21 protein-coding genes are annotated in these 19,815 nt (G+C 71.0%); 20 read left to right on the top strand and 1 reads right to left on the bottom strand.

Features of this window, described 5'->3' with window-relative positions:
* Positions 1-172 precede the first annotated feature (172 nt).
* The 18 genes from N553_RS0114035 to whiG all read left to right on the top strand — a co-directional run bounded on the left by N553_RS0114035 (position 173) and on the right by whiG (position 16,720).
* Positions 173-1,510 (top strand): ammonium transporter, encoded by a 1,338-nt coding sequence (locus N553_RS0114035; RefSeq protein WP_034622510.1) that lies wholly within the window; start codon positions 173-175, stop codon positions 1,508-1,510.
* Entirely contained in the window at positions 1,510-1,851 is a 342-nt protein-coding gene (locus N553_RS0114030) for a P-II family nitrogen regulator (protein ID WP_028047055.1), read from the top strand. Before N553_RS0114035 ends, N553_RS0114030 begins: the two co-directional genes overlap by 1 nt.
* A 36-nt stretch (positions 1,852-1,887) precedes the next feature.
* The gene (locus tag N553_RS0114025; RefSeq protein ID WP_028047054.1) at positions 1,888-3,684 is read left to right on the top strand and encodes a [protein-PII] uridylyltransferase; all 1,797 of its coding nucleotides are present in this window, start codon (positions 1,888-1,890) and stop codon (positions 3,682-3,684) included.
* A 26-nt stretch (positions 3,685-3,710) separates the two neighbouring features.
* Entirely contained in the window at positions 3,711-5,321 is a 1,611-nt protein-coding gene (gene ffh, locus N553_RS0114020) for a signal recognition particle protein (RefSeq protein ID WP_028047053.1), read from the top strand.
* 11 nt (positions 5,322-5,332) lie between these two features.
* Positions 5,333-6,427 (top strand): amidohydrolase family protein, encoded by a 1,095-nt coding sequence (locus N553_RS0114015; protein ID WP_028047052.1) that lies wholly within the window; start codon positions 5,333-5,335, stop codon positions 6,425-6,427.
* 186 nt (positions 6,428-6,613) lie between these two features.
* Entirely contained in the window at positions 6,614-7,039 is a 426-nt protein-coding gene (rpsP, locus tag N553_RS0114010; RefSeq protein ID WP_028047051.1) for a 30S ribosomal protein S16, read from the top strand.
* Entirely contained in the window at positions 7,039-7,278 is a 240-nt protein-coding gene (locus tag N553_RS0114005) for an RNA-binding protein (RefSeq protein ID WP_028047050.1), read from the top strand. Before rpsP ends, N553_RS0114005 begins: the two co-directional genes overlap by 1 nt.
* Positions 7,279-7,366: 88 nt before the next feature.
* Positions 7,367-7,930, top strand: coding sequence for a ribosome maturation factor RimM (gene rimM / locus N553_RS0114000; protein ID WP_028047049.1), 564 nt, complete (start codon positions 7,367-7,369; stop codon positions 7,928-7,930).
* A 1-nt stretch (position 7,931) separates the two neighbouring features.
* Positions 7,932-8,717: a tRNA (guanosine(37)-N1)-methyltransferase TrmD gene (gene trmD / locus N553_RS0113995; protein WP_028047048.1), complete on the top strand. Its 786-nt coding sequence runs from the start codon at positions 7,932-7,934 to the stop codon at positions 8,715-8,717.
* 211 nt (positions 8,718-8,928) lie between these two features.
* Positions 8,929-9,294, top strand: a complete 366-nt coding sequence (gene rplS / locus N553_RS0113990) for a 50S ribosomal protein L19 (RefSeq protein ID WP_028047047.1) — start codon at positions 8,929-8,931, stop codon at positions 9,292-9,294.
* A gap of 114 nt (positions 9,295-9,408) precedes the next feature.
* On the top strand, positions 9,409-10,275 hold the full coding sequence (lepB, locus tag N553_RS22795; protein ID WP_369796718.1) for a signal peptidase I: 867 nt from the start codon (positions 9,409-9,411) through the stop codon (positions 10,273-10,275).
* Between the two features lie 161 nt (positions 10,276-10,436).
* Positions 10,437-11,117 (top strand): ribonuclease HII, encoded by a 681-nt coding sequence (locus N553_RS22790; RefSeq protein WP_034622660.1) that lies wholly within the window; start codon positions 10,437-10,439, stop codon positions 11,115-11,117.
* 44 nt (positions 11,118-11,161) lie between these two features.
* Complete coding sequence (locus N553_RS0113975; protein ID WP_028047046.1) at positions 11,162-11,485, top strand: DUF2469 domain-containing protein; 324 nt, start codon at positions 11,162-11,164, stop codon at positions 11,483-11,485.
* 90 nt (positions 11,486-11,575) lie between these two features.
* Positions 11,576-11,932, top strand: a complete 357-nt coding sequence (locus N553_RS0113970) for a YraN family protein (protein WP_028047045.1) — start codon at positions 11,576-11,578, stop codon at positions 11,930-11,932.
* A complete protein-coding gene (locus N553_RS0113965; protein WP_028047044.1) occupies positions 11,933-13,456 on the top strand; it encodes a YifB family Mg chelatase-like AAA ATPase in 1,524 nt (507 codons plus the stop codon).
* Positions 13,453-14,655: a DNA-processing protein DprA gene (gene dprA / locus N553_RS0113960; RefSeq protein WP_034622506.1), complete on the top strand. Its 1,203-nt coding sequence runs from the start codon at positions 13,453-13,455 to the stop codon at positions 14,653-14,655. Before N553_RS0113965 ends, dprA begins: the two co-directional genes overlap by 4 nt.
* A 197-nt stretch (positions 14,656-14,852) precedes the next feature.
* Positions 14,853-15,785 carry a tyrosine recombinase XerC gene (locus N553_RS0113955; protein WP_051640180.1) on the top strand — a complete coding sequence of 311 codons (933 nt, stop codon included), beginning with the start codon at positions 14,853-14,855 and terminating at the stop codon, positions 15,783-15,785.
* 89 nt (positions 15,786-15,874) lie between these two features.
* Positions 15,875-16,720, top strand: coding sequence for an RNA polymerase sigma factor WhiG (gene whiG / locus N553_RS0113950; RefSeq protein WP_369796719.1), 846 nt, complete (start codon positions 15,875-15,877; stop codon positions 16,718-16,720).
* Here whiG and N553_RS0113945 read toward each other — a convergent pair.
* A complete protein-coding gene (locus tag N553_RS0113945; protein ID WP_028047040.1) occupies positions 16,638-17,306 on the bottom strand; it encodes a M23 family metallopeptidase in 669 nt (222 codons plus the stop codon). The genes whiG and N553_RS0113945 overlap by 83 nt on opposite strands.
* A 544-nt stretch (positions 17,307-17,850) precedes the next feature.
* Between N553_RS0113945 and rpsB the strand changes: the two genes are divergently transcribed.
* Positions 17,851-18,888: a 30S ribosomal protein S2 gene (rpsB, locus tag N553_RS0113940; protein WP_028047039.1), complete on the top strand. Its 1,038-nt coding sequence runs from the start codon at positions 17,851-17,853 to the stop codon at positions 18,886-18,888.
* A gap of 75 nt (positions 18,889-18,963) precedes the next feature.
* Positions 18,964-19,809 carry a translation elongation factor Ts gene (gene tsf / locus N553_RS0113935; protein WP_028047038.1) on the top strand — a complete coding sequence of 282 codons (846 nt, stop codon included), beginning with the start codon at positions 18,964-18,966 and terminating at the stop codon, positions 19,807-19,809.
* Positions 19,810-19,815 lie beyond the last annotated feature (6 nt).

Here is a 19,815-nt window from a genome sequence, read left to right as displayed (position 1 = left end):
AGCGCGCAGGCGGGCCGTCCGACGACCTGGACGGCTGCTCACCACGAAATCGAACGTTTACGCGGGATCGGCGCTTGTCACACGGGCGTAACGCGCCTGGTGAACGAAGGAAACGGATCTCCCCGACTGTTGTCCCGTCCGGCCGCCAGGTCGGCGGAGGGAGAGACGCGGAATGGGCTCCACCTTGGTTTCTGAGGCCTTCGAACTGAACGAGGGCAACACCGCTTGGATGTTGACGTCAGCCGCGATCGTTCTCATGATGACGGTCCCCGGTCTGGCGTTCTTCTACGGTGGCATGGTTCGCAGCAAGTCGGTCCTGAACATGCTGATGCTGAACTTCATCGCTGTCGGGACCGTCGGGTTCGTCTGGGTGCTGTACGGCTACTCCATGGCGTTCGGCCCGAACACCACCGGTCTGGGGCAGTTCGTCAGCAGCCCGACCACCTACTTCGGGCTCGGCGGCCTCACCGACGACCTGAGCCTCCTGGGGTTCATGGGCGTCCCCGCACTGGTCGCCGTCGGCTTCCAGGCCACGTTCGCCGTCATCACGGTCGCACTCATCTCCGGCGCGATCGCCGACCGCATCAAGTTCGGCACGTGGGTCGCCTTCACGGTGGTCTGGGTGACGCTGGTGTACTTCCCGCTCGCGCACATGGTGTGGGGCGGCGGCTTCCTCAGCCCCGTCGGAAAGGTCGCCGGGTGGCTCTCGGCGCCCATCGACTTCGCCGGTGGCACGGTCGTCCACATCAACGCCGGTATTGCGGGCCTCGCGCTCGTGCTCCTCCTCGGCAAGCGCAAGGGCTGGCCCAGGGAGCCCATCCGGCCGCACAACCTTCCGTACACCATGCTCGGCGCCGGCCTCCTGTGGATCGGCTGGTTCGGCTTCAACGCGGGCTCCGAGGGCGGCGCGGACAGCGTCTCCGGTCGTGCCTGGGTCAACACGTTCGTCGCGACCTGCCTCGCGATGCTCACCTGGCTCATCGTGGAGAAGATCCGCGACGGCCACGCGACGTCCCTGGGTGCCGCGTCGGGCATCGTGGCCGGTCTGGTCGCCATCACGCCGGCTGCGGCGGCGGTGGACACGTACGGCGCGATCGCCATCGGTGCGATCGCCGGTGTCGTCTGCGCCCTGGCGGTGGGACTGAAGTTCAAGTTCGGCTACGACGACGCGCTCGACGTGGTGGGCGTGCACCTGGTGGGCGGTCTCACGGGGACGCTGCTGATCGGCCTCTTCGCGACGACGAACCAGGGCGCCTGGTACCCGGACGGAGCGAAGGACGGCCTGTTCTACGGCGGCGGTTGGACGCAGCTGGCCTCGCAGGCGGTCGTGGCGCTGTTCGCGGTCGTGTTCTCCTTCGTCCTGACCATGGTCATCGGCCTGGTCCTGAAGGCGATCACCGGTCTGCGGCTGAGCGAAGAGGACGAGGTCAACGGCATCGACCTGGCAGTGCACGGTGAGACGGCGTACGAGACCCTGGGCGGAACCCGGGTCCTAACGGAGGTGAACTGATGACCAAGCTCGTCACGGCTGTGATCCAGCCGCATCGGCTCGATGACGTGAAGTCGGCCCTCGAGGCCGCCGGAGTCCGAGGGCTGACGGTGAGCGAGGCGAGCGGCTACGGCCGTCAGAAGGGCCACACCGAGGTCTACCGAGGCGCCGAGTACACGGTCGACCTCGTGCCCAAGGTGAAGATCGACGTCCTGGTCACCGACGAGGACGTGGCGGGTGTCACCGAGGTGATCATCCGCGCCGCCCAGACCGGCAAGATCGGTGACGGCAAGGTCTGGGTCGTCCCCGTCGAGGACGTCGCTCGTGTTCGCACCGGTGAGCACGGCGACGATGCGCTCTAGCACCCGAGCCCCCAGCAGGACGAACAGCTGCAGCACATGACACACGAACGGCCGCCCGCGGGGGGCGCGGCCGGGAGCGAGTCGCCCGAGGTCCCGCACCCCCCGCACGGGGTGCGGGACCTCCGCGCAGAACGGCTCGACCTCGCCGCGACACTCTCGGGACCAGGTTCTGACGGTGTCGGACGCCGCCGGGCGATCGCCGACCTCGTCGTGCGCAGGCTCGGCGAGCAGTGGGCCGCGGCCACCGAAGGAGAGGACGTCGCCGGTATAGCCCTGGGAGCCGTGGGCAGCATCGGGCGCGGCGACGCCAGCCCGGTGAGCGATCTCGACCTCCTTCTCGTGCACGAGGGGCGGGGGCACTCGCCCGACGAGCTGGCCGCGCTCTCGCAGCGCATCTGGTACCCGATCTGGGATGCGGGTCTGGACCTCGACCACTCGGTCCGCTCTCTCGCGCAGTGCCGTCAGGTGGCGTCCAAGGACCTGCCGGCCGCCGTGGGCCTGCTCGACCTGCAGCCGGTCGCCGGCGACGCGGTGGTCATCGCTCGCGCCAAGTCCGCGCTCCTGGAGGACTGGCGCTCCGCAGCACGGCGCAGGCTTCCCGAGCTCCTGAGCTCGACCCGTCAGCGCGCCGACCGGCACGGTGAGGTCGCCTACCTCATCGAGCCGGAGCTCAAGGAGGCGCGCGGCGGCATCCGCGACGCGGTGGTGCTCAGCGCGCTGGCCGCCACGTGGCTCACCGACCGACCGCACGGTGCGGTCGACACCGCCTACGCGCACCTGCTCGACGTGCGCGACACCGTTCAGGTGGTCACGCGGCGGCACACCAACCGTCTGCTGCTCGCGGACCAGGACGAGGTGGCCGCCCTGGTCGGGTTCGATGACCGGGACGACCTCCTGGCGAGCATCGCCGAGGCCGGACGGGTGATCTCCTACGCCCTGGACACCACCGTGCGCAACGCCCGGCAGGCGCTGCAGCGCCCGGCCAGGAGCGCGAGGCTGGTGCGTGGACGGCGCACCGCACCGAGGCTCCGCTCGATCGCGGAGGACCTGGTCGAGCACGACGGCGAGATCGTGCTGGCGGTCGATGCGCGCCCGGCCGAGGACCCGCTGCTCTCGCTGCGGGCGGCTGCGACGGCGGCGCGGACGGGCCTGAGCCTGTCGCCCGTGACGGTCGCCAGCCTCACGTCCACGCCGCCGCTGCCGACGCCGTGGCCCAGGGCGGCGCGCACCCACCTGCTCCAGCTGCTCGGCTCCGGCCCGGCCCAGGTACCGATCTGGGAGGCGCTCGACCTGGCAGGGGTCGTGACCACGTGGATCCCGGAGTGGGCGGGCGTGCGCAACCGGCCGCAGCGCTCGCAGATCCACCGGCACACGGTCGACCGCCACCTCATCGAGACCGTCGCGCGGGCGAGCCGCGACAAGCGGGTCGTCGAGGACGGCGACACGTTGCTCGTCGCCGCGCTGCTGCACGACATCGGCAAACGGGCCGGCGCGGGGGACCACTCGGTCGAGGGCGGCCGCCTGGCCGGCCCGATCGTGGCGCGCATGGGTTTCGACGACCGGACGGTCGCCGACGTCACGCGTCTCGTGCGGGAGCACCTGACCCTCTCCGAGCTGGCGACGACGGCGGACCCTGACGACCCGGCGACGATGGCACGCCTGCTCGATGCGGTCGACCACCGCCCCGACATGCTCGTCCTGCTGCGTGCGCTCACGGAGGCGGATGCCGGCGCAGCGGGACCGCTCGCGTGGAGCACCTGGCGCGCGACGCTCGTCGACGACCTCACCGCGCGGGCTGCCCGCGTGCTGGCGGGTACGCTAGGACGGCCCTAAGAACCCCGAAGTGTGAGGATCGCCAGGTGTTCGCCACCCTGTCCGACCGACTGACGTCGACCTTCAAGAACCTGCGCACCAAGGGCCGTCTGTCCGAGGCGGACATCGACGCCACGGTGCGCGAGATCCGTCGCGCCCTGCTCGACGCCGACGTCGCAGTCCCCGTGGTCCGCTCCTTCACGGGCGCCGTGCGCGAGCGCGCACTGTCCGCCGAGGTCTCGGGAGCGCTGAACCCGGCTCAGCAGGTCGTCAAGATCGTCAACGAGGAGCTCGTCGCGATCCTCGGCGGCGAGACCCGCTCGCTCAACCTGGCGAAGAACCCGCCGACCGTGATCCTGCTCGCGGGTCTGCAAGGTGCGGGCAAGACGACCCTTGCCGGAAAGCTCGCGCTGCACCTGAAGTCGCAGGGCCACACGCCGCTCCTGGTCGCAGCCGACCTCCAGCGCCCGAACGCGGTGACCCAGCTTCAGGTGGTCGGTGAGCGTGCGGGTGTCCCGGTGTTCGCGCCGCACAAGGGCAACCAGGGGCACGAGGACGTGCTACCCGCCGACGCCGACCCGGTCGCGGTCGCCCGTGAGGGCCTGGCGACGGCGAAGTCGAAGCTGCACGACGTCCTCATCGTCGACACGGCCGGACGCCTCGGCGTCGATGCCGACCTGATGAAGCAGGCCTCCGACATCCGCGACGCGCTCGACCCGGACGAGATCCTGTTCGTGATCGACGCGATGATCGGTCAGGACGCCGTCACCACGGCGCAGGCGTTCCAGGACGGCGTCGGGTTCACCGGTGTGGTCCTGTCCAAGCTCGACGGTGACGCCCGCGGTGGTGCGGCGCTGTCCGTCGCGAGCGTCACCGGCCGGCCGATCCTGTACGCGTCCACCGGTGAGAAGCTCACCGACTTCGAGGTGTTCCACCCCGACCGCATGGCGTCGCGCATCCTCGACATGGGCGACGTGCTCACGCTCATCGAGCAGGCCGAGAAGGCGTTCGACGCGGGGGAGGCCGAGGCGCTCGCCGGCAAGCTCACCGCGGGCCAGGACCTCACGCTCGAGGACTTCCTGAGCCAGATGCAGCAGCTGCGCAAGGCCGGACCCCTCAAGAAGATGATGGGCATGCTCCCGGGCATGGGGCAGATGCGAGAGGCGCTGGACAACTTCGACGAGCGCGAGGTGGACCGCATCGAGGCGATCATCTTCTCGATGACGCCCGCCGAGCGCCGCACACCCAAGATCATCAACGGCTCTCGTCGCGCGCGCATCGCCCGCGGTTCGGGAACGCAGCCCAGCGACGTCAACCAGCTGATCGAGCGCTTCGACGGTGCGCAGAAGATGATGCGGCAGATGGCCAAGGGCGGCGGCATGCCCCCGGGGATGCCGGGCAGCATGGGCAACCTTCCGGGCATGGGCGGCAAGAAGTCCAAGGGACGCACCGCTGCGCCGGTCCGTCGGGTCAAGGCCAAGTCGGGCAACCCGGCCAAGCGTGCCGAGCAGGAGCGCGGGATCACCAGCCGTCCGGCAGCAGCTCCGGGATCGTCGTTCGGTGTGCCCGCGCCGAAGTCGCTCGTGGATGTGGACCCGGCGGACCTGGCACTGCCCAAGGACTTCGACAAGTTCCTCGGTGGTCGCCGAGCCGAGTGACAGCGCAGCCGATGGTCCTGCACCTGCGCGGCACCGTCGTCCTCGACGACGAGCGCGAAGCCGGGGAGGCCTGGGTCGTCGGCGGTCGGCTGACCTTCGAGCGCCCGAGCGTCGAGCCGACGGCCGTCCTGGACGGCTGGGTCCTGCCCGGCCTCGTCGACGTGCACTGCCACATCGGGCTCGCAGCAGACGGCGCGGTCGATGCCGCGACGGCTGAGCTGCAGGCGCTCGCCGACCGCGACTCGGGCGTGCTGCTGGTGCGCGACGCGGGCTCCCCGGCGGACACAGCATGGGTGCGCGACCGCGACGACCTGCCCCGGCTGATCCGCGCCGGCCGGCACCTGGCGTTGCCCAAGCGGTACCTGCGCCACTACGGCCGCGAGCTCGGATCGACGGACGACCTGCCAGGGGCCGTGCTGGAGGAGGCCGCCCGTGGTGACGGCTGGGTCAAGCTCGTGGCGGACTGGATCGACCGTGACCTCGGTCCCGACGGTGACCTGACGCCTCTGTGGCCGGCCGACGTCCTGGCTGCGGCGGTCGCCGGAGCGCACTCCGTCGGTGCACGGGTCACGGCGCACACGTTCGCGACCGAGTCGCTGGACGCGCTGCTCGACGCCGGCGTGGACTGCCTCGAGCACGCCACGGGTGCCACGCCGGACCAGATCGACCGCATCGCGGCGCTGGGCATCCCGGTCACCGCGACCCTGCTCCAGATCGCGCAGTTCGAGGCGATCGCCGCGCAGGGGGACGAGCGCTACCCCCGGTTCGCGGCACGGATGCGCGCGCTCCACGCGCGTCGCTACCAGCTCGTGCGCGACCTGCACGAGGCCCAGGTCCCTGTCCTCGTCGGTACCGACGCGGGTGGGACGCTCAGTCACGGCCGGATCGCCGACGAGGCGGCGGAGCTGGTCCGTGCCGGGCTGCCGGCCCGCGAGGTCGTGGCCGCCGCGAGCTGGCGGACGCGAGAATGGCTCGGTGTCCCCGGCATCGCCGAGGGCGAGAGTGCCGATGTGGTCGTCTACGACGCCGACCCGCGCGAGCACATCGGGGTGCTGGAGCACCCACGCGTCGTGGTGCTCCGGGGGGCCGTCGTCGCGCAGGCGTGACGCCGCGTGTGCGATCGCCCACGTGGTTGGGGGAGACCCCTCGCATCTGGCACAATGGTCGGCTGTACCCGGCGTCTGCAGCCCCTCTACCTGCGTTCACCGTGTCCCCGACCGAACCGGCGCGCCCAACCCCACGGGCCATGCGCGGGAACGTCACCTCAGCAGACCTCAGGAGAAGACCACACCGTGGCCACCAAGATTCGTCTCAAGCGTTTCGGCAAGATCCGTCAGCCGTACTACCGCGTCGTCGTCGCGGACTCGCGCACCAAGCGCGACGGTCGCGTGATCGAGGAGATCGGCAAGTACCACCCCACCGAGGAGCCGTCGCTCATCGAGATCAACTCGGAGCGCGCGCAGTACTGGCTCGGCGTCGGCGCACAGCCGTCCGAGCAGGTCGCCGTGCTCCTCAAGATCACGGGTGACTGGCAGAAGTTCAAGAACCTGCCCGGCCAGGAGGGCACGCTGCGGACCAAGGCCGACAAGGTCGACCCGAAGGCCGCCATCGAGGCCGTCGGTCTCGACGCCGAGAAGGCCAAGGCCAAGGCGTCCGAGAAGAAGGCTGCCGACAAGGCTGCCGCCGCCGAGGCTCCGGCCGAGGACGAGCAGGCCTGATGCTCGCGGAGGCGCTCGAGCACCTGGTGCGCGGCATCGTCGACCACCCGGACGACGTGCGGGTCAACGCCTCGACGCTGCGTCGGGGTGACCTGCTCGAGGTGCGTGTGCACCCGGACGACCTCGGTCGGGTCATCGGTCGCGGCGGTCGCACCGCTCGCGCGCTGCGCACCGTCGTCGGTGCGCTCTCCCCGGACGGAACCGTGCGGGTCGACGTCGTGGACGTCGATCGGCGCTGAGCCTCCAGCACCATCGCGCAAGGCCCGGTCCCCTAGCCTGGGGACCGGGCCTTCGCTCGTTCTTCCGACCTCCTCCGAAAGGCTTCCCATGCTGTTGACCGTCGCGCGGATCGGCCGCGCCCACGGCCTGCGCGGTGAGGTCGCGCTCGACCTGCGCACCGACAACCCGCAGGACCGGTTCGGCATCGGGGCCGAGCTGCGCACCGAACCGGCCGCGCGGGGTCCGTTGACCGTGGTGAGCACGCGAACGCAGCAGGACCGCTGGTACGTGACGTTCGCCCAGATCACCGACCGCACGACGGCCGAGGCGATGCGGGGGACCGAGCTCGTCGTCGAGGAGGACGCGTCCGAGGAGGACGACGCCTGGTACCCGCACGAGCTGGCGGGGCTGCGGGCAGAGCACGTCGACGGCACGCCGCTCGGCGAGATCATCGGCCTCGAGCACCTGCCGGCGCACGACATGCTCGTCCTGCGCGAGCTCGACGGGACACGCACCCTGGTCCCGTTCGTCAAGGTGATCGTGCCCGTGGTGGACGTGGCGGGTGGCCGCGTGGTGCTGGACCCCCCGGGCGGGCTCCTCGCGTCGGACGCTGCGAACCTCGTCGTCTCCGACGAGACGGTCGGACCGGCCGACGACGCGGTCGACGACTGACGTGCGCATCGACGTCGTCTCGATCTTCCCGGAGTACCTCAGCCCGCTGGAGCTCTCGCTCGTGGGCAAGGCACGGACGTCGGGCCTGCTGGACCTGCGGGTCCACGATCTGCGCGACTGGACCACGGACCGGCACCGGACCGTCGACGACACGCCGTTCGGTGGCGGCGCAGGGATGGTGATGCGGCCGGACGTCTGGGGCACAGCTCTCGACTCCGTGCTGACGCCAGGTGCCCACCTCCTGGTGCCGACGCCGTCGGGGGAGCCGTTCACGCAGCGGACCGCCGAGGCGCTGGCGACCGAGGCGCACCTGGTGCTCGCGTGCGGCAGGTACGAGGGCATCGACGCGCGGGTGGCCGCTCACTACGCGACCCGCGACGACGTCACGGTGACGGAGTTCTCGATCGGCGACTACGTGCTCAACGGCGGCGAGGTGGCGGCCCTGGTCGTCGTCGAGGCCGTCGGGCGGCTGCTCCCGGGGGTCGTCGGCAACCCTGAGTCGCTCGTCGAGGAGTCGCACGGTGCGGCCGGCCTGCTCGAGTACCCGGTGTACACCAAGCCCCCGCAGTGGGCAGGCCTCGAGGTTCCCGACGTCCTGCTCTCCGGGCACCACGCCAAGATCGCGCGCTGGCGGCGTGACACCGCGATCGCGCGCACCGCGGACCGCCGGCCCGACCTCGTCTCGGCCCTGCCGCTCGACCAGCTCGACGTGCACGACCTGCGGGTGCTCGCGGAGCTCGGCTGGCGGCCGGTCGACGGACACCTTGCGCGAGCGCCGATTACCTGACCGTCCCGCCGGTGTGGCAGACTAGCCCGTTGGTGCGCGCAGGTCGCGTCTCTGCCACAGGGGAGACGATCCACGGCCAACCACGAGAGCTCTTCTGGAGATCTCGGCGCGCACGACCCAGAGCCCACGGACGCCGTGCCTGCCCTTGCGGGCGGCCCGAGTCGTCCCGACGACGCTCCTGACCTGTGGCAGGGCGAGGAAGTGACATCACATGCACACGCTTGACTCCGTCGACGCAGCGTCGCTGCGCTCCGACATCCCGGACTTCCGCGCCGGTGACACCCTGAAGGTCAACGTCAAGGTCGTCGAGGGCACGCGCTCCCGCATCCAGGCGTTCCAGGGCGTCGTGATCGCACGTCAGGGCAGCGGCGTCCGCGAGACGTTCACTGTGCGCAAGGTCAGCTTCCAGGTCGGCGTGGAGCGCACGTTCCCCGTGCACTCTCCGAGCCTGGAGTCGATCGAGGTCGTCACCCGCGGTGACGTCCGTCGCGCCAAGCTGTACTACCTGCGCAACCTTCGCGGCAAGAAGGCGAAGATCAAGGAGAAGCGCGACTTCGTCCCGGCCAAGAAGGCCTGAGACACAGCGTTCCCGCAGCATGTCGACGGGCGGTCACCGACAGGTGGCCGCCCGTTCGTCTTGCCCGACCGGGCGCTGTACGCGGAACTCATCGGCACGTGCGAGAGTGTGTCGGTGACCGACCCAACCGCCGACGAGCTCGACCCGGAGGCTGGACCAGCCGCCTGGCCGGGCCAGGCAGCACCCCTCGGCGGTACGCCGATCCTGGGCCCCGCGACGCCCGTCGTCCCGGTCGCGCCGTTCAGCGACATCGCGCCGGTCGCGCCCACGTCGACCGTGAGCCGTCGCCACGCTGCTGCGGGTCGCAGCGGTGGGGCCGGGTCGCTCCTGCGCGAGACGGTCATCATCCTCGTCAGCGCGATCGTCCTCTCGCTGCTCGTCAAGACCTTCCTGGTCCAGGCGTTCTTCATCCCGAGCCAGTCGATGCACGACACGCTGATCGAGCACGACCGGATCCTCGTGAGCAAGCTGACGCCTGGTCCGTTCGACCTTCGGCGGGGCGACATCGTGGTGTTCAAGGACCCCGGTGGCTGGCTCAACAACGCGGCCGTGCCCGACCCGGGTCCCCTCCGCTCGGGCATCAACAGTGCCCTGACGTTCGTCGGGCTGTACCCGGCCGACGCGAACGAGCACCTCGTCAAGAGGCTGATCGGGCTTCCCGGTGACCGGGTCGCGTGCGCTGGACCGGGCGAGCCGATCACGGTGAACGGCGTTCCGCTGGACGAGCCGTACCTGGCCGTCGGGGCGATACCCAGCGAGGTGCAGTTCGACGTCACAGTGCCTGCGAACAGCATCTGGGTCATGGGTGACAACCGGCAGAACTCCGCCGACTCACGAGCCCACATGGGCAACCCCGGCGGGGGTGCTGTGCCGGTCTCGAACGTCGTCGGCACGGCGTTCGTCACGGTGTGGCCGCTGGAGCGGTTCGGCCTCCTGCGCAACCCGAGCAGCACGTTCTCGGACGTGCCCGACGCGTCGTGACGACGACGGCCGAGAACCCGGCGACGGCGCGCCCGACGCCGTCCGGCACCTTGCAGGCCGCTACCGCACCGGTTACGGCCGAACCGGTAGGCACCTCACCGGTCGCCAGCCAACCGGCCCGCACGTCACCGGCCACCACCGAACCGGCCCGCACCGCACCGGTGCGCCCGGCTCCGCACCTGCGCCATGAACGTCTCCTGCTACGCAACGGCGCCCGCCTGCTCGCCGGCATGGACGAGGTGGGTCGCGGGTCGCTGGCCGGACCCGTGAGCGTCGGCGTAGTCGTCGTGGACGTGGCGACCCGGTCCGCACCCAAGGGCGTCGCGGACTCCAAGCTTCTCGCGCCCGCGGCTCGCATCGCGCTCCTGCCGGCCCTGCGGCGATGGGGCGTGGCGCGGGCCGTCGGGCACGCGAGCGCAGAGGAGATCGACGCGATCGGGATCATTGCTGCGCTCAGACTGGCCGGCACGCGCGCACTGGAGAGCGTGGCGCGGGAGGTCGGACCGGTCGACGTGGTCCTCCTCGACGGGTCGCACGACTGGCTCAGCCGTCCGGCACAGGGTGACCTGTTCACGCTCGACGACGAGCCGCTCGCCGCGGCCCCGCGCGTCCACATGCGGATCAAGGCCGATCGTTCGTGCGCCAGCGTGGCCGCCGCGAGCGTGCTGGCCAAGTGCGAGCGCGACGCGATGATGGTCGTTCTGTCCGCGGATCACCCGCACTACCGGTGGGACGAGAACAAGGGATACGCCTCGCCGGAGCACATGGCTGCACTGCGCGAGCTCGGCCCGAGCGTGCTGCACCGACGGTCCTGGCGGCTCCCGGGAGTCGACGACACCTGAGCCGCCGGGCGGGCGGGTGCGTTCCGATGGGGGATGATGGGCGCGTGAGTGCCGAGGACCTGGAGAACTACGAGACCGACATGGAGCTCGCGCTCTACCGCGAGTACCGCGACGTCGTGGGGCTCTTCTCCTACGTCGTCGAGACCGAGCGTCGGTTCTACCTGGCCAACCAGGTCGACCTGCAGGTGCGCTCGGCGGCCGGGGAGGTCTACTTCGAGCTGTCGCTGGCCGACGCCTGGGTGTGGGACGTCTACCGCTCAGCGCGGTTCGTGAAGTCCGTCCGCGTCGTGACGTTCAAGGACGTCAACGTGGAGGAGCTCGCCAAGGCAGAGCTCGACCTCGGCGGCAGCGCCGGCTTCGCCCGCTGACCCGACCACAGCCCATCGCGTAGCGCCTCGTCGGCACCAGCGCGTCCACCCCGTTCCCTGCCTGGCAGCGTCGTACCCGGAGGTGGTCCGGTGCGCGCGAAGGACGCAGTGGGGCGGTACGGCGAGGACGTCGCGGAGGCGCACGTGCTCAGCCGCGGATGGCAGGTTCTCGAACGCAACTGGCGGTGCCGGGACGGTGAGCTCGACCTGGTCGCGCTCGACGGCGACGAGCTCGTGGTCGTGGAGGTCAAGACGCGCAGGTCCACCCTCTACGGGCATCCCGCGGAGGCGGTGACCGCCGTCAAGCTCGCACGGGTACGTCGGCTCGCGGCGGGCTGGCTGGCGGCCCACGACGTGCATCCCCGGTCGATCCGGGTCGACGTCATCGCGGTGCTCCTGATCCGTGGCAGGGCCGCTCAGGTCGAGCACCTCGTCGGGGTGGTCTAGATGGTGCTGGGCCGAACCCTGGGCGTCGCCCTCGTCGGCCTCACGGGGCACGTGGTCGACGTCGAGGCGCACCTGGCGCCGTCGCTGCCGGCGTTCACGCTCGTGGGCCTTCCGGACGCGTCGCTCACGGAGTCCAGGGACCGGGTGCGTGCCGCCGTGACGTCGTCGGGCATGGCGTGGCCGAACAGGCGGATCACGGTCAACCTCTCGCCGGCCACGCTGCCCAAGTCAGGCTCCAGCTTCGACCTGGCCATCGCCGTCGCCACCCTTGCCGGCGCGGAGACCATCGGTGGCGCCGGCCCGCACGGGACCGTGCACCTGGGTGAGCTCGGGCTCGACGGTCGGGTACGACCGGTTCGGGGCGTTCTCCCCGCCGTCGCCGCCGCTGTGGCCGCGGGGCGCTGCCGGGTGGTCGTCGCCGAGGCGAACGTCGCGGAGGCGCGTCTGGTCCCGGGTGCAGAGGTGGTCGGCGCGCGCAGCCTGGCCGAGGTCGCCGCGAGCTACGGAGCCGAGGTCGCGGTGCCCACCTTGCCCGCGGTGGATCCCGAGCCGGTGCAAGATCGGATGCGGCCGGCGACGCTCGACCTCGCGGACGTGATGGGGCAGGACGATGCCCGAGCCTGCCTCGAGGTCGCTGCGGCGGGCAGCCATCATCTGCTCCTGGTCGGACCGCCCGGCACGGGAAAGACGATGCTGGCCGCACGTCTGCCCGGACTCCTGCCCGACCTGTCCGAGGCTGACGCCGTCGAGGTGACCGCCGTGCACTCCGTCGCGGGCGCGTTCGACCCGAGGGAAGGACTGCTGCGGCGCCCGCCGTTCGAGGACCCGCACCACACCGCGACGCCCGCGAGCGTGATCGGTGGCGGGTCGGGTGTTCCGCGCCCTGGGGCAGCCTCACGGGCGCACCGCGGCGTCCTGTTCCTCGACGAGGCACCAGAGTTCAGCACGGCGGTCCTGCAGACGCTGCGGCAGCCTCTAGAGCACGGGGAGCTCGTCCTGCACCGCGCTGCGGGCACGGCGCGCTACCCGGCACGATTTCAGCTCGTGCTCGCCGCGAACCCGTGCCCGTGCGGCCAGGCCGTGGGCAAAGGCCTGGCCTGCACATGTCGCAGCGAGCAGCGCCGCCGCTACTTCGGGAAGCTGTCCGGTCCGCTGCTGGATCGGGTGGACCTCCAGGTGGAGCTCGGGCCGGCGCGCTCCGGGTCTGCCGCCGGGGAATCGACTGCGCAGGTCGCAGCGCGAGTCCTGGCGGCACGCGAGGCCCAGGCGCACCGGCTTGTCGCAACACCGTGGCGGACCAACGGCGAGGTGCCCGGTGGCTGGCTCCGGGACCGGTTGGGGCCGGACCGATCGCTGATGGGCGACCTGGATCGAGCCCTCGATCGTGGCACGTTGAGCCTGCGTGGCGTCGACCGCGTGCTTCGGGTCGCGTGGACGCTCGCCGACCTCGAGGGGCGCGACGCCCCAGGACGCTCGGAGGTCGGGCAAGCCCTGCTGCTGCGGACCCGGGGGAACGGCGCATGAGCCACGCGGCTGCGGATCTGCTGGCACGAGTGACCTGGAGTGCCCTGGTGGAACCGGGGGACGTCGTGGCGGGGACGCTCGTCGAGCAGCTGGGCGCGTCGGCTGCCTTGGCATGGGTACGCGCGACCATCGGTGGTCGCACCGAGGCTCGGTGGCGCGAGCTCGAGGCGCAGTGCGGCCCACTTGCTCCCGCGGTGCGCGCCAGGATCGCCCGTGCTGTGTTGCGGTGGTCGGCACGACTGCCCGACGTCGACCCGGAACGCAGCCAGACCCGGCTCGACCGGCTCGGGGGTGTGCTGCTCGTGCCGACCGACCCGCGGTGGCCCACAGGGTTGGCAGGTCTCGGGTCCGAGGCGCCGTTCTGCCTGTGGGTCCGGGGCGCACCGGACCTCCGGCGGACCCTCGAGCGGTCCGTCTCGGTGGTCGGTTCGAGGGCGTCGACGACGTACGGCGAGCGCATCGCGTTCGACATCGCCGACGGCCTGACCAGCCGTGACGTGTGCACCGTCTCGGGCGGCGCCTACGGGATCGACGCGGCGGCGCACCGCGGCGCCGTCGCACGCGGCGGACCGACCCTGGTCGTCCTCGCCGGTGGCGTGGACCGCGCGTATCCGGCCGGCAACGCCCGCCTGCTGGAGGCGGTGGTCTCCGGTGGCGGCACGCTCGTGTCCGAGGTGCCGCCGGGAAGCCTTCCGACCAAGAGCCGCTTCCTGCAGCGCAACCGGATGATCGCGGCAGCGTCCCGCGCGACGGTGGTGGTCGAGGCGGCGTGGCGGTCGGGGGCGATGAGCACCGCGCACCATGCCGCGAGGTTGCTGCGCCCGGTGGGTGCTGTGCCGGGACCCGTCACGTCGGTGGCCTCGGCAGGCTGTCACCGGCTGCTCCGCGAAGGCGTCGCGGTGTGCGTCACGGACGCCGACGACGTGAGCGAGCTTGCCGGGCTGGCCGGCTCGATGCTCACACCGGCGGAGCTCGCGGCTCACGCCGGGGCGCAGCGGGCCACGGACCACCTCGACCCCCTTGCGCGGCGTGTCCTGGACGCGCTGCCGCACAGGACGGCGATCGAGCTCGAGCGAGTAGCCTCCGCCGCGGGCGTCTCGACGACGGAAGCGGGCGCCGCTCTAGGCATGCTGGAGCTCGACGGATGGGCCGTCCGGCGGGGCGGGTCATGGCTTCTGGCCCGGTTGTCCGACTCGTGAGAGGTTTCCGTCCAGCCGACGCGCCGATGTGGGCACTTTCAGTTTGCAGGGTGAGTGCGATGGCGGGTGAAAAAAAGGGACACGGCTTCAATAGTTGCTCGGCGAAACGGACATTGACCCCGGAATCGCCCAGCGTTAGGCCGTAGGTGTGAAAGCCACGCTTGTTCCCCGGGCCCTTTGCCGTCACCGTAGAGGACATGGACGTGGTCGAGATCACCGCAGGGACGCCCAGTCGGGTGACGCTCCTTGCTGCCTTCTCCGACCACCTGACCGCTCAGCGAGGTCTCTCAGAGCATTCTGTGCGCGCTTATCTGGGCGATGTGGACCTGTTCCTCGGATATGCCTCGCGGCACGGCGCAATCTCCCTGTCCGACATTGATCTGGCCGCTCTTCGCGGCTGGCTCGCCTCGATGGCGACCGCGCAGCGGAGCCGTTCCACGCTCGCGCGCCGCGGTGCAGCCTTGCGGACCTTCTTCGCCTGGGCCGCTCGGAACGAACTCATCGCGACCGATCCGGCTGCCCGCCTGGCCACCGCGCGCGCTGCTGCTCCGCTCCCGACCGTGCTTCGCGTGGAGCCCGTCACGCAGCTTCTCGACTCCGCCGGCGAGCGCGCCGAGGACGACGACGCGATCCACCTGCGTGACTGGGCGCTCCTCGAGATGCTCTACGCCACGGGTGCGCGCGTCGGGGAGGTCGTCGCTGCCGACCTGGCCGACGCCGACCCGTCCGAGCGCACCATCCGCGTCGTCGGCAAGGGCGACAAGGAACGTGTGGTACCGTTTGGACGTCCCGCGGAGCTTGCTCTGCGCGCCTGGCTTGAGCGTGGTCGCCCGCAGCTCGCCCAGCCCAGTTCACCCAAGGCCGTCTTCCTCGGCCGTCGTGGTGGACGTCTCGACCAGCGCCAAGCGCGCGCGGTCGTCCACCAGGCCGCAGCCCTCGCCGGCGTCGATGACGTCGCACCCCACGGATTGCGTCATACCGCAGCGACCCACCTTCTCGAAGGCGGGTCCGATCTGCGCAGCGTCCAGGAGATCCTCGGTCACTCGAGTCTCGCGACGACGCAGCGCTACATCCATGTCTCCGCCGAGCGTCTGCGATCGGCGTTCCAGCAGGCGCACCCACGAGCATGACAAACACGACGGAGTCGACAATGAGCACCCAGCTGGACATCGCGTACCACGTCCATACGCGACCGACGAGCACGGCTCCCGAGGGAGTCATCCCGCAGCCCCACGCCTCCGTGGTGGAGGCGATCGTCGAGGTCCCCACCCAGCGTGGCGCGTCTGCTCCGAGCACGTCCGCCGAGGAGATCGAGGCGTTGTGGGACGAGTACAAGGCGACGGCCGTCCCGCAGGCACGTGAGCGCCTGATCCTGCACTACGCGCCGCTGGTGAACGCCGTCGCAGGCCGCGTGGGCATGCGCCTGCCGAGCACCGTCGAGCAGGCCGACCTCGTGTCGTACGGCATGTTCGGGCTGATCGACGCCATCGAGAAGTACCAGACGGACCGCGCCGTGAAGTTCGAGTCCTACGCGTCTTCGCGCATCCGTGGCGCCATCATCGACGAGCTCCGTGCGATGGACTGGGTCCCGCGCTCGGTCCGGACCAAGGCTCGCTCGGTCGACCGCGCCTATGCCGAGCTCGAGGCCAAGCTGCACCGCACCCCGAGCGAGGCCGAGGTCGCCGTGCACCTCGAGATGCCGGTCGAGGACCTCCGCGCGATCTACTCGCAGCTCTCCACGGTCAACGTCGCCGCGCTCGACGAGCTGCTCGGGGGAGGCGACGACCGTCCGGGCGGCGTCTCGTTGGGGGACACCCTCGGCGACGAGCGTTCGCAGGACCCCGCCGGCTCGCTCGAGGCTGCCGAGACGAAGTTCCTGCTGGCGCGTGCCATCGAGTGTCTCGGCGAGCGCGAGCGCATCGTCGTCGTCCTCTACTACTACGAGGGCATGACCCTCGCAGAGATCGGACGCGTTCTCGGCGTCACCGAGTCGCGGATCTCCCAGATGCACACGGCGGCGATGGTCCGCCTGCGCACGCGACTCCTGGACGCCGAGCGCGCCTGACCGAGCTGTGGTCCGGCGACTGCGTCATCCTCGATGACAGCAGGACGACCGGACCCGCGCCGGGGAGCATCGCCAACGGGTCCTCATAGGTCGTGTCGACTCGGACACCCCAGTGCAGGCAGACCGCCGGTGCGCAGTGCGAGCCGGCCGTCTGGAGGGCTCCGACCGGCTGCCCACGCACGATGCGGGCCCCGACGGCGACCGCGGGGCTGACCGGCTCGAGACTCGACCGCCGACCGTCAGGGTGGGCCAGCGTGACGACGCCGCGGCCCGCGACCTGACCCGCGAACGTGACGATCCCGTCGGCGGGGGCCAGCACGGTCGCACCCTCGACCGAGCGGAGGTCGACTCCCCGATGTCCCGCGGAGAACGCGTTCGCCGGCCGCTCGAACGCTCGCGCGACATCGGGCGCGCCCTCCAGGGGCAGGCCGTAGCTGGTGCCGGTCGGCACACTCAGCGGTCCGCCGGACGCGGAAGGTGCGGCGACGGCCAGCGCCACGGCCGCGAGGAGGGCGGCCAGCGCGCCCAGGACGGCACTGGTGAACGTCCTCGGCGTGAGATGGCGAGCTGGAACCGAAGGGGGCATGTGCCCAGCGTCCGACGTCGAGCAGCGGCCGCAGAGTGCGTCGTCGGCTCCATGGCGAAGGACGGGCTGGGGTCTGCTCGGCACTCGAACGCCCCCGTTCCCAGCTCCGGCCACGCCGCGGCTGGTCACCTGCGGCGTCGCGTGCTGGCCTCCTCGAACGCGCCGCGCCCCGCGAGGGCGCCCGCCGGCGTCGGTGGCTGCCGAGCGCTCGGCACGTCGGTTCGGACCTGGTGCTCCGATCGGCTAAACTCGTGGTGCGACCGGTCCGTACCGGTCGACTACGCGCGTCATCTTCCCGATCCGGGAGCCTGCCCGTGCCTTCGAAGCCTTCGGCTTCCGGGCCGGCGAGCACCAGGACGGGGTCGATCTCCGCAGCGGTCCGGCGTGTGCACACGTGGTCACCCACGATGCAGTCGTCCGGGGCGGGAGCGACATGACGCCAGGGGCGACGACCAGGTGGTCGGAGCCGACAACCGAGATGCGGATCCCTCGCGGGTCCGCCGTTGACGCGTGCACCTCGCGGTGCGCGCCGGAAGGACGTGCCATGGCCGTCGTGACCATGCGCCAGCTGCTCGAGAGCGGTGTCCACTTCGGGCACCAGACCCGCCGCTGGAACCCCAAGATGAAGCGCTTCATCTTCACCGAGCGCAATGGCATCTACATCGTCGACCTGCAGCAGTCGCTGTCCTACATCGACCGCGCGTACGAGTTCGTCAGCGAGACCGTCGCGCACGGCGGCACCATCCTGTTCGTCGGCACGAAGAAGCAGGCGCAGGAGCCGGTCGCCGACCAGGCCGCGCGGGTCGGCATGCCCTACGTCAACCAGCGTTGGCTCGGCGGCATGCTCACCAACTTCAGCACCGTGCACAAGCGCCTCCAGCGCCTCAAGGAGCTGGAGCAGATCGACTTCGACGACGTGGCGGGCTCGAACCTCACGAAGAAGGAGCTGCTCGTCCTGCGCCGCGAGAAGGACAAGCTCGCGAAGACGCTCGGCGGCATCCGTGACATGGCCAAGGTCCCCTCGGCCGTGTGGATCGTGGACACGAACAAGGAGCACCTCGCAGTCAACGAGGCGCGCAAGCTCGGCATCCCGGTCGTCGCGATCCTCGACACGAACTGCGACCCGGACGTCGTCGACTACCCGATCCCGGGCAACGACGACGCGATCCGCGCCGTGCAGCTGCTGACCCGCGTGATCGCCGACGCCGCGGCCGACGGTCTGCTCAAGCGCCACTCGGGTCGCACCGCGGCCGCCGAGGGCGCCGACGCAGACGCCGAGCCGCTGGCCGAGTGGGAGCGTGAGCTGCTCGCCGGCGCCGAGGCAGGTCTGGCCGCCGATGCCGCCGCCGCGCCTGCTGAAGAGGCCGCCGCTGCCGAGGTCGTCGAGGAGATCGCCGAGGCCGTCGCCGAGGAGATCGCCCTCGAGGAGGCCGTCGTCGTCGAGGCCATCGCCGAGGAGCTCGTCGCCGAGGGCGTCGAGGCCGAGGTTGCCGTTGAGGTCGCTGAGGAGGTCGTCGCCGAGGCCGTTGCCGAGGAGATCGCCGAAGAGGCTGCCGCCGAGGGTGACGCCGACTCCAAGTGAGTCCGATCCGGCCGCGGCGACGCGGCCGGATCCGCCCGCACGATCATCACGACACAAGCAGAACGGACACGACTGATGGCGAACTACTCGCTCGCAGACATCAAGGCGCTGCGCGAGAAGACCGGTGCCGGAATGATGGACGTCAAGAAGGCGCTCGAGGAGGCTGAGGGCGACTCCGACAAGGCGCTCGAGCTCATCCGGGTCAAGGGCCTCAAGGGCGTCGGCAAGCGTGAGGGGCGCGCGGCCTCGGACGGCCTCGTCGTCGCTCACGTGGGCCCGACGGCCGACGGGGAGGGTCAGACGGGCGTGCTCGTCGAGATCAACTCCGAGACGGACTTCGTCGCCAAGAGCCCGAACTTCGTGGCGCTGGCAGACCGCGTCCTCGCGGCCGCCGTCGACAACCCGGCCCGTGACGCGGAGGCGCTCCTGGCCACCGAGGTCGACGGTTCCAGCGTGCAGACCATCGTCGACGAGACGGCGGCCACCCTCGGTGAGCGCGTCGTCGTGCGTCGCCTGGCCCGCGTGGCCGGCGAGCACGTCGAGCTCTACCTGCACAAGGTCAGCAAGGACCTGCCCCCGCAGGTCGGCGTCCTCGTGGCGACCGACGCGGCCGGCGCCGGTGTGGCACGCGACATCGCGACCCACATCGCGGCGTTCTCGCCGACCTACCTCACGCGTGAGGAGGTGTCGGCTGACGTCGTCGCGAACGAGCGCCACATCGCCGAGGAGACGGCACGCAACGAGGGCAAGCCCGAGGCTGCACTGCCGAAGATCATCGAGGGACGCCTCAACGGGTTCTTCAAGGAGAACGTCCTGCTCGAGCAGGCGTTCGCCAAGGACAACAAGAAGACGGTCGCGCAGGTCCTCACCGAGGCCGGCGGCACGCTGACGGGCTTCGTGCGCTACCGCGTGGGAGCCTGACACCTG

The sequence above is a fragment of the Cellulomonas sp. URHE0023 genome (assembly GCF_000688475.1).
Taxonomy (GTDB): domain Bacteria; phylum Actinomycetota; class Actinomycetes; order Actinomycetales; family Cellulomonadaceae; genus Cellulomonas.
Note: the sequence above shows the minus strand (reverse complement) of the source record. Positions and strands in the feature narration are given on the sequence as shown.